The sequence below is a fragment of the Crossiella sp. S99.2 genome (assembly GCF_023094165.1).
Taxonomy (GTDB): Bacteria; Actinomycetota; Actinomycetes; order Mycobacteriales; family Pseudonocardiaceae; genus Crossiella.
Genome location: NZ_JALMDK010000013.1, coordinates 25,025 through 41,962 on the forward strand (window position 1 = coordinate 25,025; position 16,938 = coordinate 41,962).

Sequence of the window (16,938 nt, forward strand, 5' to 3'; positions counted from 1 at the left end):
GGTTGGTTCAGCAACCGCTCAGGCCGATCCGGCCATGCTCCCGGCATGCACCGGAACACAGCAGGCGGCCAGGTCGCCGTGGGCGTGGCGGACGTGGTCAAGACCTATGGGCGTGGCGAGACCGCGGTACGGGCCCTGGATCACGTCTCTCTCGACCTCCCGGCCCGCCGGTTCACCGCGATCATGGGCCCCTCCGGCTCCGGCAAGTCCACCCTGCTGCACTGCCTGGCCGGACTGGACACAGTGGACTCCGGCCAGGTCCGGATTGGACAGATCTTGCTCAACGGCCTCTCCGACGCCGAGCTGACCAGGGTGCGGCGGGACCGGATCGGGTTCGTCTTCCAGTCCTTCAACCTGCTGCCCACGCTGAGCGCCGAGGACAACATCCTGCTCGGCCTGCGCCTGGCCGGACGCACTCCGGATCGGTCCTGGGTGGACACGGTGATCACCGCGCTCGGCCTGCGGGACCGGCTGCGGCACAAACCGGGTGAGCTGTCCGGCGGTCAGCAACAGCGGGTGGCCATCGCCCGTGCCCTGGCCGGCCGCCCGGAGGTGATCTTCGCCGACGAGCCCACCGGCAGCCTGGACTCCCGCTCGGGCGCGGAGGTGCTGGGCTTCCTGCGGATGTCGGTGCGGGAACTCGGCCAGACCGTGGTCATGGTCACGCACGACCCGGTCGCCGCGGCGCACGCCGATCACGGGGTGCTGCTGGCCGACGGCCGGGTCGCCCGGCACCTGCCCTGCCCGACCGCGGACACCGTGCTGGCCGCGCTGGCCGGACTGGGGGCGTGATGCTGCGCACCGTCCTTTCCGGACTCAAGGCCCGCCCGGCCCGGCTGCTGCTCTCCGCGGTGGCCATCGCACTCGGCGTGGCCTTCGTCGCCGGTTCACTGGTGCTGTCCGACGCGGTCTCCGCCGGACTGCGTGACGCGGTAGCCGTGCACCTGCGGGGCGCGGACGCCACCATCACCAGCGCCGGCAACGCCGAACTCGACGACGCCCTGCTGGCCAAGGTGCGCACGACTCCCGGCGTGGCCGCGGCGGAAGGCCGGGCCTTCGCCAGCGCACCGCTACGCGATGCCACCGGTCGCCTCCAGGACGCGGGCGCGATGGCCCTGCCCGCCGACGAACGCCTGCGCCCGTTCGACCTGGCCGAGGGCCGTTTTCCCAGTGCCGCCAACGAAATCGCCATGGCCAGTGGCACGGCGGCGGACTTCCGGCTCGGCCAGCCGATCACCGTGGTCGACCAGAACGGCGGCCCGCACACCTTCACCCTGGTCGGCACCTTCCGCAGACCCACCGACGCCGGAATCGGCGCGCCCCAGCTTGTCCTCGCACCCGAGGGCCTGCGTGAACTCGGCCCGCCCAGCGGCTACGGCGAGATCATGGTGCGCACGGCGGGAGTGAGTCCGGCGGCACTGGTCGCCGAGTTGAAAAAGTCTGTGGGTGGCCGGGGCATCAACGTGGTGACCGGCAAGGAAGCCGCCGGGAAGCTGCTGAGCCAGGCTGCCTCGGATTCGGCCCGGCTGACCGGCTTCTTCACCGCCTTCGCCGCGCTGGCCATGGTGGTGGCCGCACTGGTGATCGCCAACTCCTTCACCATCCTGCTCGCCCAGCGCGCCCGCGAACTGGCCCTGCTGCGCTGTGTCGGCGCCGGTCGCCGCCAGGTGTTCACCAGCGTGCTGGCCGAGGCTTCAGTGGTGGGCCTGATCGCCTCGGTGCTGGGCCTGTTCGGCGGACTCGGCGTGGCCGCGGCCCTCCAGGCGCTCACCGGCGGCCCCGAGTCCGGCGTCTACCTGCCGCTCAGCCCGCGCACGATCCTGGCCGCCCTGGCCATCGGCGTGCTGGTCACCGTGCTCGCCTCGGCCTTCCCAGCCTGGACCGCCACCCGCATTCCCCCGGTGGCCGCCCTGCGCACCCAGGTCGAAGGCAGGTCGGCCCGCGCCGGACGCCCACGCGCCGTGCTCGCGATCATCCTGCTCCTGCTCGGCCTCGGCACGGGCGCCCTGGCCCTGGGTGCCGAGGTCGAAACCGGCGCCACGCTAACCGTCATCGCCACGGTCGCCCTGCTGAGCGCGGCGATGACGGCGGGCCCACTGCTGGCCGGTCCGGTGGTGCGCGCGCTGGGTGCGCTCACCACACCGCTACTGGGTCAGTCCGCGAAGCTGGCCGCGCTCAACGCCGATCGCAACCCCAAGCGCACCGCGGCCAGCGCCGCCGCGCTCACCCTCGGTCTCGCCGTGGTTTCCCTGGTCACCACCGTCACCGCGGGCGTGCAGGCAGGCCAGTCCCGCGGCCTGGACCGGCAACTCGGCGCGGATTTCGTCATCACCTCGGTCCTGTCCCTGCGACCGCTGCCCGCCGACCTGGCGAACACCCTCGCCGCGGCGCCCGGGGTCGCCGCCGTCGCACCTCGCCGTTCGTTCAACGGCAACCTCGGCAGCCACGGCGTGTACTCGATGACCGCGGTGCGCGGCAACGCCCTCGGCACCCTGCTGCGCCCCGCCGCGCTGTCCGGCCGGGTAGACCGGCTCGACCCCGGCGAACTGGCCATCAGCGCCCAGCTCGCCAAGGAGACCGGCCTCGCCGTCGGGGACACCGTGCAGGCCGGCCCACGCGCGAAACCGGTGCAGCTCAAGGTAATCGGCGTCTACGACGGCGTCCGGATCCCTGGCGCGGACCTCGGCCTGGCCCTGGTCGACCTCACCCAGCAGTCCACGGTCGCCCTGGATGACACCAGCCACGAGGACAGCCTGCTGCTCGCCCTCACCCCGGGAACCAGCCCCGGCCAGGTCCGCCCGGCCCTGGACCAGGCCATGACCACCGCTCCGCTGGCCCGGCTGAGCGATGTCGGCGAACTCAAGGAACAACTCGCCGCACCCCTGCGCCGCACCCTGGACCTGTTGTGGGCGCTGACCGCGCTCTCGGTGCTGATCGCCTTCGCCGGGATCGCCAACACGCTCTCGCTGTCCGTGCTGGAACGCACCAGGGAATCCGCGCTGCTGCGTGCCCTCGGCCTGAGCCGGGCCGGTCTGGCCGGTTCGCTCGCGGTGGAGTCGGTGTTCGTCGCCCTGTTCGGCGCGGCCACCGGCCTGCTGCTCGGCCTGGCTCCCGCCTGGCTGCTCACCAGGGTGGCCGGCACCGAGGCCCAGCCGGTGCTGTTCACCCTGCCCTGGGACCGGCTCGCGGTACTGCTCGCGGCCGCCCTGCTGGCGGCCCCGCTGGCCGCGCTGATCCCGGCCCGGCGGGCGGCCCGGGTCTCGCTCACCGCCGGAATGGCCCCGTCCTGACCGCCATCCCGCTCACGACCTGGCCGCCGCCCGCAGTTCGGCGAACGCGGCGGCCAGGTCCGCGGCCTGGTAATGCGCGTTCAGCCCACTCGGATTGGGCAGCACCCACAACCGCGAGCCGCCGATCAGCTCCGGCTGCGGCCCCATCACCGCCTTGGGCCTGCCAAACCCGCCCCGGTAGGCCGAAATCCCGGCCACCGCAACAAACTTCGGCGCGTACCGCTGCGCCCGCTCGGTCAGTGCCAGCGCCCCGGCCAGCAGCTCGTCCTTGGTCAGCTCGTCCGCGCGGGCGGTGGTGCGGGCGACCACGTTGGTGATGCCCAGCCCGTACTCCAGTAGTTCCAGCTGCTCACTCGGATGCAGTTGCCGCGGGGTGAAGCCGGCGCGGTGCAGGGTGGGCCAGAACCGGTTGCCCGGCCGGGCGAAGTGATGGCCGGTGGCGCCGGAGTACAGGCCGGGATTGATGCCGCAGAACAACACCGCCAGGCCCGGCGCGATCACATCGGGCAGGGTCCTGGTGGTCGCGGCGGCTAGCTCGGCCGCGGTCGGGGTGGCCACGCCGAAGGACTTTACCCGTCAGCCCGCCGGGATGGCCGCACCGAACAACTCGTCCCGCACCTGACCCAGCCCGAGGTCCAGCGCGCCGGCGAGCACCGGGTTTCCCTCCACAGTGGACAGTCGCAGCGGCGGTCGCGGGATGGTCAGCGCGTGCAGCTCCAGCTCCACCAGTTCCCGCAACACTTCCCCGCCGGCCAGCGCCAGCCCACCGGCCAGCACGATCAGCCCGGGGTCCAGCACCGCGGTGATCTCGGCCAGCCCCACCGCCAACCGCTCGGCGACCTCCCGCAACCCGGTCGTCGCCGCCGCATCGCCCGCCACCGCCTGCCGGGCCGCATTCGCCACCGCCTGCCGAAAGTCCGGTGCGCTGATCCCGTGCCCGGCCAGCAACTTCTGGATCGCGGGACCACCGGCCAGCGCCTGATATCCGTGGTGGCCGAACCGGCCCACCTCACGGGCGGTGGGCGCGCCGGGCGCGGGCAGGTAGCCGACCTCGCCGGAGCCGCCGGTGGCCCCGCGATGCAGCCGGCCGCCGAGCATCAGCGCCGCACCCAGGCCCTCATCGGCCCACAGCAGCACAAAATCCGGACTGCCCGCGGCGGCGCCGTGCGCCTGTTCGGCCAGCGCGACCAGGTTGACGTCGTTCTCCACCACCACCGGCACGCCGAGCGCCTGACTCAGACTCGGGGCCAGGTCGGGGATCTGCCAGCCCGGCATGTCCTCGTCGGTGGCGTAATCGAGGCGCCCGGTGGCCGGATTGACCGCGCCCTGCACGCCGATGACCAGGCGGTCCAGCTCGCCCGGCGGGTCGGCGGCGGCCAGCGCGGCGCGCAGCCGGGTGACCGGGTCCGGCGTGGGTCCGGTCGCGGGCAGGGTGGCCGCGCCGATGACGGTGCCGGTCAGGTCGGCGATCTGGACCTCGACCCGCTCCGGGGTCACGTCCATCGCGGCCACCTGGGCCGCGGCCGGGTTGATCCGGTACGCCTCCGCGCTACGGCCGGTGCGGCCGCTACGGACGCCGTCGCTGATGACGAGGCCGATCTCCTGCAGCCGGGCCAGCAACTGGGAGGCGGTGGGCTTGGACAGCCCGGTCAGCGCGACGATCTGCGGCCGGGTCAGCGAACCGGATTCCAGCAGCGCGCGCAGGGTGGCGCGGTCGTTGATCGCCCGCATCAGGCTCGGCGTACCCCGGACAGGACTGCTCATGACACCTCCGGAGTAAAGAACCCTTACTTACTGAACAGTACGGAGAACTGCGTTAATCGGTCAAGCGCAATGGTTTGCACGACCCCTTGCCCTGTGCGTTCTCGTGGAGTTAGGATAGTTTCCTTACTATTCCTACCGCTTTCACCTGAACTGTCGCCTGAACGTCTCGCCGCCAACGACGCCCTGCCCCGTCGAAACGAGATCTGTCAGGAGCAACAATGTTGCGTCTCACCAGGCTGTCGCCCGCGGGTCACTCCGCACGGCGACGCCGCCGCACGGCCGCGCTCACCGCGGCCGCGCTCGCGTTCAGCGGCCTGTCCGCCCTGGTCACCCCGCCCTCGGCCGGTGCCGCGGACGAATCCGGCGTCCAGGCCGCACTGCCCGATCTGACCAGCGCCAACCGCCGGGCCCCGATCTCCGGTCTGCCCGACTGGAGCAAGGCCGGCTACCGCGGCGGGGCCGCACTGCCCGGACCCGGCGAGATCAACCCGGACCCGGCGTGTCAGATCACCGCGAGCGAACTGTCCACCCAGTACGGCGTCAAAACCGACGGCAGTGATGCCACCACCGGTCTGCAGAAGGCCATCGACGACATCCGGACCAGGTGCTCACCCCAGGCCGGCTACACCAAACTGTCCTCGATCACGCTGCCGGAGGGCCGGCTCACGGTCACCCGGCAACTCGGCGTGGACGCGGACTACCTGCTGCTCAAGGGCGCGGGCCGGGGCAAGACCACGCTGGTCTTCCGCCCGGACGCGAACACTCGTTACGACGCGCTGACCGAGGACGGCAGCGACTGGGACGAGGACGGCATGGTGCACGGCGCGGGCAAGGGCGGCTGGATGTGGCCCGGCCGCGGCCTGCTCCGGGTGCAGACCCGTGAGGTCTCACCCAAGTACGCCGCCGATCACAAGTCGGCTCCGGCCAACCGCAAGGACATCTTCGAGGGCAGCATCAACCAGCACTGGGCCTCCGGGATTCCGCTGCGCGAGGGTTCGGCCCTGGGCGCGAACCAGATCAAGCTGGCCAAGAACGCCGACATCAGCAAGTTCAAAGTCGGCGGCTACCTGTGGGTGGGCGCGGCCAACACGATCAAGTTCTACCAGCAGCAGACCGTGACCAACACCGCGCAGTACCTGAACCTGCATATGCGGCAACAGATCTTCCAGATCACGGCGGTGAACTCCAGTACCAAGGACCTCACCATCGACAAGCCCCTGGAGTACGACCTGCCGTTGAACTCCACCGCCGACGGCTCAGCAGCCATCGGCGGCACCACCTACCCGAGCCGGGTCACCCCGCTCAAGGTGGTGCAGGGCGTGGGCATCGAGGACCTGACCATCACCCAGGAACTCAATGGCATGCCCAAGCACGGCGGCGGCACCTACAACGTGACCAAGGCCGACGCCACCCAGAACTACGGCAACGTGGCGCCCGAGTACGAGATGCACGGCATCGTGCTCAAGTGGGCGGCCAACACCTGGATCCGCCGGGTGGGCGCGGAGATGACCGGCTCGCACCCGATCGTCACCGAGAGCGCCAAGAACATCCAGGTGCAAGAGTCCTATTTGGACGGTTCCTGGAACAAGGGCAAGGGCGGCAACGGCTACTTCCGCGGCTCCCGGGTGTGGGATTCGCTGTATGCCTACAACACCACCCGCAACCTGCGGCACTTCACCTTCCAGTGGTCGGCTTCCAACAACGTGGTCGTGGGCAACGACTTCGACTCCGACCTCAACGTGCACGGCGGCTGGGAACGCCGCAACCTGTTCGAGAACAACAAGGTGACCGTGCCGTTCGAGCACGCCTCCAAGAACTGCAAGAGCAACTGCGGGGAAGAGGGCGGCGGCGCGCCGGATGACTCCACCTGGTACCCGATCTGGTGGGCGGCCGGCCCCAAGGCGGCCAAGTGGTCGGGCTCCAGCGGTCCGCAGAACGTCTTCTATAACAACGAGATGAGCAAGCAGACCGTCAAGGGCGGGGCCTTCCAGCCCTACTACGGCGATCGGCAGCGGATCTACCAGTTCGGCAGCGACGCCGCGGACGCCAGCAAGTTCAAGCACCTCAGCGTCGGCAGCACCACCATCCCGGACTGGGCGAGCAAGGAGACGGTGGACTTCACCAAGTCCAACAACGGGGTCAACGCCTCCCGCACTGACTCCTCCGGCTCTCTGTTCCTGAAGAACCCGGGCCGCAGCACGGTGTTCGGCGCCGAGGCGGCGCAGGGAACCCTGGTGGACGTCTCCACCGCGGAACAGCTCAAAACCGCGCTGGCCAACGCCAAACCGGGCGACACGATCAAGCTGGCCGCCGGTGAGTACCGCGGTTCGTTCGTGACCCAGAAGGCGGGCACCGCCGCCGCCCGGATCACCCTGACCGGCCCGGCCACCGCGGTGCTGATCAACGACGGCCCCTCCGGCACCGCGCCGTCCTGCCCCGTCCCGACGGCGGGCTGGGACTCCGGCTACGGCCTGTGGCTGCACAACGCGCCCTACTGGAACCTGACCGGCTTCACGGTCAAGGACGCCAAGAAGGGCATCATCCTGGACAACTCCCACCACGTCACCCTGGACAAGGTCTACGTGCACCACGTGGACGAGGAAGCAGTGCACTTCCGGCGCTCCTCGGCCGACGGCGTGATCAAGAACTCCAGGATCACCCACGCCGGCCTGGTGCAGCCCAGCTACGGCGAGGGCGTCTACATCGGCTCGGCCGGCTCGAACTGGAAGTGCCACGGCAACACCGGTGGCGCGGACCGCTCGGACCGGGTCAGCGTGCTGGACAACGAGATCGGGCCCGAGGTGGCGGCCGAGCACATCGACGTCAAGGAGGGCACCAGCGCCGGAGTGATCCGCGGCAACAAGTTCAACGGCACCGGCATCAAGGGCCAGAACTCCGCGGACTCCTGGATCGATGTGAAGGGCACCGGTTACCTGATCGAGAACAACACCGGCACCTTCGCCAAGCCCGGCGTCTTCGCCAACGGCTACGAAACGCACAACCCGTCCAGCAGCCCGTCCTTCCCGAACGGCTGCGGCAACACCTGGCGCGGCAACAAGTCCGACCTCGGCGGGGTGGGCAAGTACGCCATCTACATCCCGTCGGTGTCCAAGTGCTCGGCCAACCCGAACGTCGTGCACGCCTCGAACACGGTCACCGGCGCCACCACCGGCCTGACCAACATCAAGGTCACCCCGTAACACCCCTGCCCACGGCGCGGGGCCGGAACCCAGTGCTGGTTCCGGCCCCGCGCCGTGGTTTGCTCAGCCGCCGTAAGGCCCGTCGCTCTCCCCGATCACCGGCGGCGGCACGGTGAGCGTGTCCCCGAAGATGTCCTCGGTCTCGATCAGGTACTCCGGCCGCTGGTGCTCCTTGTCCTCCTCGCCCCGGCTGCCTGCGCCCCCGCCCATCGGCCCACCGGGGGTGCCCGCCGCGCCCCGCGTGCCGGCGCCGCCGGGTCCACCACGACCAGCTGCGCCGTGCGGGTCAGCGCCGATGCCCGCGGACCCACCGGGCCCGAATCCCCGGCCAGCGCCGGAACCACCCGCACCGCCACTCCCCCGCGGCCCGAACCCGCCGCCACCACCGGCGCCGGCCCGGCCACCGCCGCTCCCGCCACCGGGCGGCTGTCCGCCGGGCGGGAGAATCCCGGGCGGTGGCACGGGAATCGGTAGCGGGCTCGGTCCGGGGAGCGGTCCGGGTCCGGGAATGGGTTGTGGCAGTGGGGGTCCGCCGACTGGGGGTGGTGCTGGGATGTTCCAGTCGTTGCGTACTTGGTCGTTGCCGGTGCTGCCCCCGCCTCCGCCGGTGGGGCCGCCGCCGGGTGGGTCCACGCGGCCGGGTTGTCCTGGTAGTCCGCGTGGTGGGTCGATTCGGCCTGGGTCGCGGCGGCCGGGGTCGACTTCGCCGGGGTTGCCGTTGCCGGTGTCCAGGGTCAGTTCGGGTTGGGGCTGGAACTGGTATTGGGGCAGGGCGTCCACGGTGCCCTGGGTGTTGCCGCGGTAGGACTCGAAGCGTTCCTGGTTACGCTTGAACGCCTCACCCTCGGCCCGCTTCGCTTTGTCGTAGTCGGTGTCCATCGGGTTGAAATCGTTCAGCCACGGCTTGTCGGGCACATCCGGCACCTGTTCCATCGCCTGCTGCGCCCGCCGGGCGTGATCTCCCTGCGCCGCCACCTGGAGGGCGACGCTGTCGCAGACGCCTTTGGCCTGGGTGGCGATGGCCACGACGGGGGCGATCTTGTTCTGCATGGCGTCGGCGGCTTTGCCCTCGAAGGCAATCCGGCCCACCGACATGGCGTCGGTGATCAGCTGGGCCACGGCGTCGTAGCGTGTGCCGAGCTTGTTCCAGGAGTCTTTGTTGGCCTCGGTGGTGGGGCCGGTGCCTTTGACGCCTTGGTTGAAGTAGTCGTAGATGGTGCGGCCGTCGAAGGCTTGCGAGCGTGGCAGGCTGCCGTCCTTGCTGAACCCGATCATCCGGATGTGCTCACCCATGTCAGCCCCCCGCACGCAGGTTTTGGATCACGAAGGTCGCCATCCGATCGGAGACCTTGCACGGCGTCTTGTAGTCCGGAGACCTCGGCGGGAGGTTCACCGAAACGTCCATCATGAGGTCCTTGTTCAGGCCTAGTTGGGTGGTGCAGCCCCCTCGTTCGGCCTTCTTCTCATCGTGGGTGTGCACAGCCGGAGTGCCGGCCAGCTCGCCAGCGGGCTCGAAGAACGGGTTCTGGTCCTTCAGCTCGAAGAACCGCTCCCACTTGACGGCCTCGGGCTTGGTGTACAAGGTCGCTGCGACCTCGACATCCTCGGTTACGTCCTTGGCGTGCCAGGTGCACGCCGGCCCGAGTACAGAGTCTTCGGTTTCTGGCGCCCGGGTCGCCCCTACCGTCTCACGCTGCGCGGGTGTGAGCAGGTCACAGGGCCGGGTCTTGAACGCGTCGGCGGAGACCGGGCTATTGATCGGCGGGGCCAGGCTCTGCTTGCTGGTGCTGGTCGCCGCGCTGGTCGTCTGGGTTGGGTCGGGAGCACCACCTCCGCAGCCGGCCAGCGCCAGCGTGCTCAGTGAGATGATCGCGGCGAGCTGGACTGTGCGGGTCACGAGCGGTGTCCTCCGATGCCCTTGTTCTTACCCTCGGTGTTCTCGTGCTCGCGCACCATAGCTTTGATGTTGTCGATCATGGTCTGGAGCGTGTTCTCCAGGTCTTTGTTGGCCTTGCCGTGGCAGCCCTGCTCGTCGCTGGCCCGCTGAATGATCGCTTTCACGGCCGCCTTGCTGTAGGGATCGTTGTACGGCGGATCGAGTTTCTGAAGTCGCCGGGCGTCCCTGCCGATCCTTCGGACCTCGTCCAGCGCCTCCTGGAGCTTGGCCAGGGCCTTCCCCGCGTGCGCTGGATCGATCCGGTAGCGGCCTACCTGGCTCAACGACCCCTGTACGTCAACCGGCACCGGGTTCGGATTGGCGCGTTTCTGCTCTTCCAGCATCTTGCGCTGAGTAGGTGTGAGCAGGTGCTCATCCGGATCAGCCATTGGTGGTACTCCCCCTCGAACAGCACGGGCCCCCCAGCCGCACGTGGCTTATCGCCAACTTATTCGCATCGTAACCATGGACGATGGCAACAAGCCATTGGCTCCACCTAATCGGAGGTTCGCCCGAACGGAGTAGCGTTGGTGCAGCGTGTATGTTGCTGTTCGGGGGCTCGTTCGTGCCTTCCCCGGACGAGATGTGCGCCGTACCCGGACCGCCAAGACGACGCACCCTGGAGTCGTGGTGGCCCTTCCCTTGAACGTGCGCTGGATCCATGGTTCGGAGTCGGCGAAGCACAACACCGATCCGGACCTCCAGGTCTACTGGTATGACAACAACTCGGTGATTCTGCGGCAGAACATGGCGATCAATTACGAGGCGCCGTTCCTGTTCCTGCTGTTCGGGGAACACACCGCGGTACTGGTGGACACCGGGGCCACCGAATCGGCCGAGTTCTTTCCGTTGCGACAGACCGTGGACGGACTGATCGAACAGTGGCTGGCGCGGAATCCGCGGGTGGGTTACCGGTTGCTGGTCCTGCATTCGCACGGGCATGGGGATCATGTCGCCGGGGATGGGCAGTTCGCCGGGCGGGCCGATACCACGGTGGTGGACGCGGGACTGGCGAGTGTGCGGACGTTCTTCGGGTTCGACGAGCACGGGATGGCCGCGCTCGATCTGGGTGGGCGGGTGCTGGAATGCATTGCCAGTCCGGGGCACCACGAGGCGGCGGTGACCTACTTCGATCCGTGGACCGGGTTCCTGCTCACCGGGGACACCGTCTACCCGGGGCGGTTGTACGTCCAGGACTGGGCGGCCTTCGGCGCGACCATCGACCGGCTGGTGGACTTCGCCGGGCGGCGGCCGGTCTCGCATGTGCTGGGCTGTCACATCGAGATGACCCGGGAGTCCGGAGTGGACTATCCGATCCGGACCACCTACCAGCCGGACGAGCCGCCGCTGGAGCTGACCGTGGCCCAGCTGCGCGAGATCCAGTCCGCGATCCGGGAGATCGGGGACCGGCCGGGTGTGCACGCCTTTCCCAGCTTTGTTGTCTACCACCGGTCAGCATGACCTGACTCAGCCTGCCGACCTGGGCCGGACGGGTGCGGGCCACTGTGTGGTCTGAACTTGTTTGAACAGAGTGGCGTGAACTGAACGCCATCTGAAAACCGGGTCATTCCTTGTGGCCGCAAGGAAACGCAGACTCCGCACTGCACAACACAGCGGCACGCCATCCCCTGCGGGGTGACGAGGGCTCACCCCTTGGCGAGTGCGCTGGGCAGTCGAGGAGGAGTCATGTCGGATCGAACCTGGCGCACCCTGCGTGCCGGGGTCGCGGTCACCGTCGCGGCCACCGCGATGCTGGTCGGACCCAGCGCCGTCGCCAGTCCGGAGCTGAGCGCGGCGGAGGCCGCGGCCGTGGACCACCTGGTCGCGGGTGGACTGGACCGGGACGCGGCGGTGCGGCGGATCGCGGACCAGGACACGTTGTCCCGCAAGGCGAATCAGCTCACCGCGGAACTGGGTGGGCGGGCCGCCGGGGCCTACCTGGAGGCCGGGCGCGTGGTGGTGGCGGTGACCGATGACGCGGCGGCGCGGACGGCGGAATCGGCCGGGGCCAAGGCGAAGCGGGTGGCCAACGGGGCGGCGAAGCTGGCCGGGGCCAAAGACGCGGTGCGGCGGCTGCTGACCGGGGTGCCGGGCAGCAGCAGTCACACCGATGTCGCGGGCAACGCGATGGTGGCCACCATTCCGGCCGGGGCGGCGCTGGACGGGCTGGCCGCGCGGGTCGGCGCGATCGAGGGCGCGCGGGTCAAGCGGACCGCGGGACAGGCGAGCGCGCAGGCCAATCTCTATGGCGGACAGGAGATCCAGTTCACCGTCGGCGGGCGCGGCTACGTCTGCTCGGTCGGGTTCAACGCCACCGACCGGGACGACAACCCGGTCATGATCACCGCCGGGCACTGCGCGGACGGCATCGCCGACGGGGAGTTCCGGCGCAACGGGACCTACCTCGGCACCGTGCGGGACCACAGCTTCCCGGTCAACGACTACGCCTACTCCTCGCTGGACGCGGACTGGACGCCGCAGGCCGCGGTCAGCCAGTACAACGGCCGGGCGGTCCGGGTCACCGGGCACGGGGCCACCGCGGTGGGCGGGGTGATCTGCAAGTCCGGCCGCACCACCGGATGGACCTGCGGCGAGGTGGAATCCCTTGACGTCACGGTCAACTACGCCGGCGGCACCCGGGTGGAGGAGATGACCCAGGCCAGCGTGTGCACCGAGGGCGGGGACAGTGGCGGCGCGTGGCTGTCCGGGACGGTCGCGCAGGGCGTCACCAGTGGTGGCATGGGTTACCGCACCAAGGACACCAACGGGGACGGGCGGATCGACGAGAAGGACAAGGCCGAGTGCGGGGAGAAGGTGGGTGAGCCGAACATCGCCTACTTCCAGCCGATCGGCGAGATCCTGACCGCCTACGGGCTGGATCTCCAGACCCAGTAGGGAAAACCTGACGGGGACCGGCGCGCGGGCCGGTCCCCGTCAGTCACTCCGCGACCTGCGCCGCGCCCAGCAGCAGTTCGATGATCACCACGGCCTTCTCCGTCTCCGGCTCGGCGCCGGTGATCAGGTCGCTCCACACGAAGGACTCGCAGATCCGCACGATCACATAGGACAGGTCCGGCAGGTCCAGGTCGGGGCGCAAATTGAGGCCGGACAACAGTTCCGCGCACCAGTCGATCATGCGGCCCTGCACGATGCCGTGCTTGGAGGTCATCAGCCGCAGCGCGTACGCGGGATCGTCGGAGAGCAGCCGCCGCAGGTTCTTGGAGGTGCGGAACTTGGCGATGCAGGTGCCGATCACCTCGGTGACGTAGCCAAGGCCGCTGCCGGCCACCTTGCTCTTGGTCCGGTTGAGCTGTTCCTCGGTGAGCGCCCAGATCACCTCGCCCAGCAGCTGTTCCCGGTTGCCGCACCAGCGGTACAGCGTGGCCCGGCTGACGCCCAGGGTCTCGGCGAGCTGCTGCATGTCCACCCGGCGGCCTTCCAGGAACCAGGTCCGGGCCACCTTGAACGCGTCGACCGGGGTTGCCTTGGCGGTGGGTCCGCAGCCGGACAACGCCCGGCTGAGCGGGGTTTCCTGGACAACGGGCCTGCTGCTGGGCTTGGCCGACATGTGGACATCTTATCTTTTATCTCAGCACGACACACATCGGGAATCTGCCTCATTGTGGGACACCGGCCAACTGCTCGACCGGGTCCGGCCCGCAGTTGGACAGCCGGTGTTCAGCAGCAGGAGCGGACCTCGGCGCCGGTGAGCAGGTGGTGCACGTTGACCTTGCACATCGGGTCCAGGCGATCCAAGCGGTCGGCCAGTTCGGGGGCGCCGCGGCCGTCCCGCAGCAGCTTGGCCATCAGCTCGACCGCGGCGGGCACGGTCCTGGCCAGCAGCACCGGCATCAGGAAGCGCTCCTCGCCGTCGGGCAGCAGGCCGCGCCGGAACGCCTGGTCCAGGAACCGGGCCAGCGCCTGTCTGCGGGCGGTCTCGCCGACCCGGACCCTGGCCGCGGTGTCGGCGATGACCGCCAGGTCGTGCAGCCGGTCGCCCACGTGCAGCTCGTCGAAGCCGAGCACGGCCAGGGCCTGGGGTTCGCGGCCGCCGGAGAGCAGCACGTTGTCATCGTGCGGGGCGCCGTGCACCACCGCGGCGGACACCGGGCCGCGCTGGTCCAGGGTGCACAGCGCGGGCACGGCGGCCAGCACGCCGCGCAGCACGGCGGTGGCGGTCCAGCCCCAGATGTCGGCCCGGCGCCGGGCTGCGGGCAGCAGCCGCTGGGCCTGGTCCACGGCCGCGGCCCAGTCACCGGCCGGGGCCGGGGCGGTGATCGCGGCCAGGCCGCGGCGCAGCACGGCGGGCAGCTGGTCCAGGCAGTCGCGCAGGTCCAGGGCGGCCGTGGTCATCGCGGCCACCTGCGGCGGGGCGAACTGGTTGGGCACCACACCCTTGGCCATCGGGGTCAGCTCACCGGCGAACCCGGCCTGCCAGCCGGCAGGCGCGCCCGCGGCGGTGGGGATCGGCAGCAGCACCGGCAGGCCCTGGCGCTGGCAGTCGGCCAGCACCCGGCGGCGCAGCGCGTAGCGAGCCTCGGCCCACGGATCGTCCTGGTGGCGGCGCAGGGTGAGCAGGTAGGCGCGGCCGTGGCCGGGCACCCGCCAGACACAGTGCCGGGTGGTGTCCGCCCAGTCCGGCAGCCGTTCCGGCGCGGTCCGGTCCCAGTGCGCCGGCCAGTGCCGCCGGAGCAGGTCGCGGACCACGGCCAGTTCGGTCACCGGGCGTTCCGGCGTAACCGGATCGCCAGTTCCTGCCAGGCGCGGGCAGCGGCCATGGCCAGTTCGGCCACATCGCCGCGCCGGTAGTCCGGGACGCCGGCCACCACCTGGTCCAGGGTCAGGCCGGGCACCGGCGCCGCGTCCAGCCAGCGCAGCAGCAGTTTGCCGGACTGGTTGAACCGCAGCGAGGGGTCCGCGCGCAGGGCCTGCAGCACGTTCTCCCGGTCCACTGTGGACCGTGCGGGCGGCGGCGCGGGCCGGGTGCGGGCGCGCAACCCGGCCGGCACCGGGTCCTCGCCCGCGCGCACCCGGCGGCGCACGTCCTGCGCGGTGGACACGGCCACCCCGGCCGCCTTGGCGACCTCGCGCAGCGAGGCGGTCGGCCGCTCGGCGAACAACTCCCCGGCCTTGCGCCTGCCGTCGGCGCTGTTCATCGGCCGGGCCCGGCCGTCCCGGCCGATCCGGGCCAGCGGCGCACCCGCCCGGTCGTCGCGCTGCCGGATGCCGGCCACCGTGCCCGGGGACAGCCCGGCGACCTTGGCGATCAGCCGGTCCGACCATTCCGGGTGGCTGCGCAGGATCCGGCCGGCGGCGGCACTGCGGTCGGCCGCGGACAGCGGCAGGCCGTGCGCGATGTTGGCCCGGACCGCGAGCACGAAGGCGTCCCGCTCCGGCCCGTCGAAGAAGCAGACCTCGACCTCGCCGCGGCCGCGTGCCACCGCGGCGAGCAGCCGGTGCATGCCGTCGATCACCCGCATCGAGCTGCGGTGCACCAGGATCGGCGGCAGCTCGGCGGTGCTGTCGGCCAGCAGGCGGACGTGCTCGATGTTCTCGCCGGCCTGCCGCGGTGACATCGACTCGGCCTGCAGCGCGGACACCGCCACCAGCCGCACCGGTAGATCGACGAGCCCCAGCTCCGGCCACGATGCCGAGCGCTGTGCCCGCTCCTGCTGCCCCAGTTCCATGAGACGTCTATATCCGGTGTCTCATTTACGAGTCAATAATCATCAGGATCGTAAGAAGAGACATGAATGAGTCTCGTCTTGACGGCGGGTGTTCGAGCGCGCGGTGCGCGTGGTCGAACGGCCTCAGCTGCACTGCATGATCAGCCAGGTCCGGCCGAACTCGCCGGCGCGGGCGGACTGGTCGGGAATGTTGTAGTACAGCGTCCCGACATCGCCCCACATCCAGTCCATCGCGTCGTCGGAGTCCAGCTGGAGCAGCAATCGCCAGCACTGCGCCCGCGCCAGGCACTCGTGCTCGGCCCGCCCCTCGGGCGTCCGCGCCCACTCCAGGCCCTGGGAGTCGTAGTACGCCTCCAGCCAGACCGGGCCCTGGATCAGGTCCGGCCAGCCGTTGATCTGGTGGTTCGGGGCCTCCGCAGACCAGCCGCCCAGCCGGGCCGTACGGCGCGCCCACTCCTGGCTCAGCTTCCCCAGCCGCCTGGCCTCTGCCTTGGACAGTTCGAGCACCTCATCGTCCTGGGACGGCAGGGTGAGCAGGTGGGCGAAGCGCACCGGCCGAGCCGGGAAAACCGTTGCCCCTACGGGCGCCGAGACCGGCACGCCGCCGTCGGGCAGGTAGGCGACGTGGAAGCTGTCCGCCGCGTCCGGGGTGTAGGCCCACACCCCGACGAGGTCGTAGAAGAAGTTCAGCAGCCCGGTTTTCGGCAGCCAGTCCACCTGGGCGAACTCGGCCACCTCGGCCAGGTCGAGCACGGCCACCAGGCTCAGCGGTTCGCCGCGCACCGCGGGCCAGTCCGTGCCCGGCGGCAGCACCGGGTCGCCGCCGAGCCGGGAGCGGCCGATGCCGGATTCCGCGTGCAGCAGCCGGATCGACGGGCGGCTGAGTTCGACGAGCCGGTCGCCGAGGTCGTCACCGACTCGTTCGCGGGCCAGCTCGGCGAGCGCGGTTCGAAGTTCCTGTGGGCTGGTCACCGGAAAAGACTGGCACGGGGGTCTGACAACCCGGTCCGATTGCAGTACGGTCACTGCGGCGATTGGCCGCACCACTGGTGACGTGGAGG

At 70.4% G+C, this 16,938-nt stretch carries 14 protein-coding genes and 1 riboswitch; of the genes, 5 read left to right on the forward strand and 9 right to left on the reverse strand.

The features are described from left to right. The first annotated feature begins 45 nt into the window (after positions 1-45). Positions 46-792: an ABC transporter ATP-binding protein gene (locus MZC64_RS36860; protein ID WP_247764301.1), complete on the forward strand. Its 747-nt coding sequence runs from the start codon at positions 46-48 to the stop codon at positions 790-792. After that, a complete protein-coding gene (locus MZC64_RS36865; protein ID WP_247764302.1) occupies positions 792-3,290 on the forward strand; it encodes an ABC transporter permease in 2,499 nt (832 codons plus the stop codon). The genes MZC64_RS36860 and MZC64_RS36865 overlap by 1 nt, the downstream gene beginning before the upstream one ends. A gap of 12 nt (positions 3,291-3,302) precedes the next feature. Here the strand turns inward: MZC64_RS36865 and mug are convergent, their stop codons facing one another. After that, positions 3,303-3,848: a G/U mismatch-specific DNA glycosylase gene (gene mug / locus MZC64_RS36870; RefSeq protein WP_247764303.1), complete on the reverse strand. Its 546-nt coding sequence runs from the start codon at positions 3,846-3,848 to the stop codon at positions 3,303-3,305. A gap of 18 nt (positions 3,849-3,866) precedes the next feature. Then, positions 3,867-5,054: an ROK family transcriptional regulator gene (locus tag MZC64_RS36875; RefSeq protein WP_247764304.1), complete on the reverse strand. Its 1,188-nt coding sequence runs from the start codon at positions 5,052-5,054 to the stop codon at positions 3,867-3,869. Positions 5,055-5,272: 218 nt separating this feature from the next. On the opposite strand from MZC64_RS36875, the gene MZC64_RS36880 reads away from it, so the two are divergent. Further along, on the forward strand, positions 5,273-8,254 hold the full coding sequence (locus MZC64_RS36880; protein ID WP_247764305.1) for a right-handed parallel beta-helix repeat-containing protein: 2,982 nt from the start codon (positions 5,273-5,275) through the stop codon (positions 8,252-8,254). Positions 8,255-8,317: 63 nt separating this feature from the next. Here MZC64_RS36880 and MZC64_RS36885 read toward each other — a convergent pair whose 3' ends face one another. Genes MZC64_RS36885 through MZC64_RS36895 form a run of 3 tightly spaced genes read right to left on the reverse strand, consistent with a single transcriptional unit; the run spans position 8,318 to position 10,579 of the window. Then, the gene (locus MZC64_RS36885; protein ID WP_247764306.1) at positions 8,318-9,547 is read right to left on the reverse strand and encodes a hypothetical protein; all 1,230 of its coding nucleotides are present in this window, start codon (positions 9,545-9,547) and stop codon (positions 8,318-8,320) included. A 1-nt stretch (position 9,548) separates the two neighbouring features. Further along, a complete protein-coding gene (locus tag MZC64_RS36890; RefSeq protein ID WP_247764307.1) occupies positions 9,549-10,151 on the reverse strand; it encodes a DUF3558 domain-containing protein in 603 nt (200 codons plus the stop codon). Next, entirely contained in the window at positions 10,148-10,579 is a 432-nt protein-coding gene (locus tag MZC64_RS36895) for a hypothetical protein (RefSeq protein WP_247764308.1), read from the reverse strand. Before MZC64_RS36895 ends, MZC64_RS36890 begins: the two co-directional genes overlap by 4 nt. A 162-nt stretch (positions 10,580-10,741) precedes the next feature. Further along, positions 10,742-10,809: riboswitch (guanidine-III (ykkC-III) riboswitch) on the forward strand. Positions 10,810-10,820: 11 nt separating this feature from the next. Here MZC64_RS36895 and MZC64_RS36900 point away from each other — a divergent pair. Further along, positions 10,821-11,651, forward strand: a complete 831-nt coding sequence (locus MZC64_RS36900) for an MBL fold metallo-hydrolase (protein ID WP_247764309.1) — start codon at positions 10,821-10,823, stop codon at positions 11,649-11,651. 225 nt (positions 11,652-11,876) lie between these two features. Next, positions 11,877-13,085: a S1 family peptidase gene (locus MZC64_RS36905; protein ID WP_247764310.1), complete on the forward strand. Its 1,209-nt coding sequence runs from the start codon at positions 11,877-11,879 to the stop codon at positions 13,083-13,085. A gap of 43 nt (positions 13,086-13,128) precedes the next feature. On the opposite strand, the gene MZC64_RS36910 is transcribed toward MZC64_RS36905, so the two are convergent. The 4 genes from MZC64_RS36910 to MZC64_RS36925 form a co-directional block, all read right to left on the reverse strand. Next, the gene (locus MZC64_RS36910; RefSeq protein ID WP_247764311.1) at positions 13,129-13,758 is read right to left on the reverse strand and encodes a QsdR family transcriptional regulator; all 630 of its coding nucleotides are present in this window, start codon (positions 13,756-13,758) and stop codon (positions 13,129-13,131) included. A 110-nt stretch (positions 13,759-13,868) separates the two neighbouring features. Next, positions 13,869-14,912 (reverse strand): hypothetical protein, encoded by a 1,044-nt coding sequence (locus MZC64_RS36915; protein WP_247764312.1) that lies wholly within the window; start codon positions 14,910-14,912, stop codon positions 13,869-13,871. Further along, positions 14,909-15,877, reverse strand: a complete 969-nt coding sequence (locus tag MZC64_RS36920; RefSeq protein ID WP_247764313.1) for a ParB/RepB/Spo0J family partition protein — start codon at positions 15,875-15,877, stop codon at positions 14,909-14,911. Before MZC64_RS36920 ends, MZC64_RS36915 begins: the two co-directional genes overlap by 4 nt. Before the next feature lie 123 nt (positions 15,878-16,000). Then, complete coding sequence (locus MZC64_RS36925; RefSeq protein ID WP_247764314.1) at positions 16,001-16,849, reverse strand: YwqG family protein; 849 nt, start codon at positions 16,847-16,849, stop codon at positions 16,001-16,003. Between the last annotated feature and the right edge of the window lie 89 nt (positions 16,850-16,938).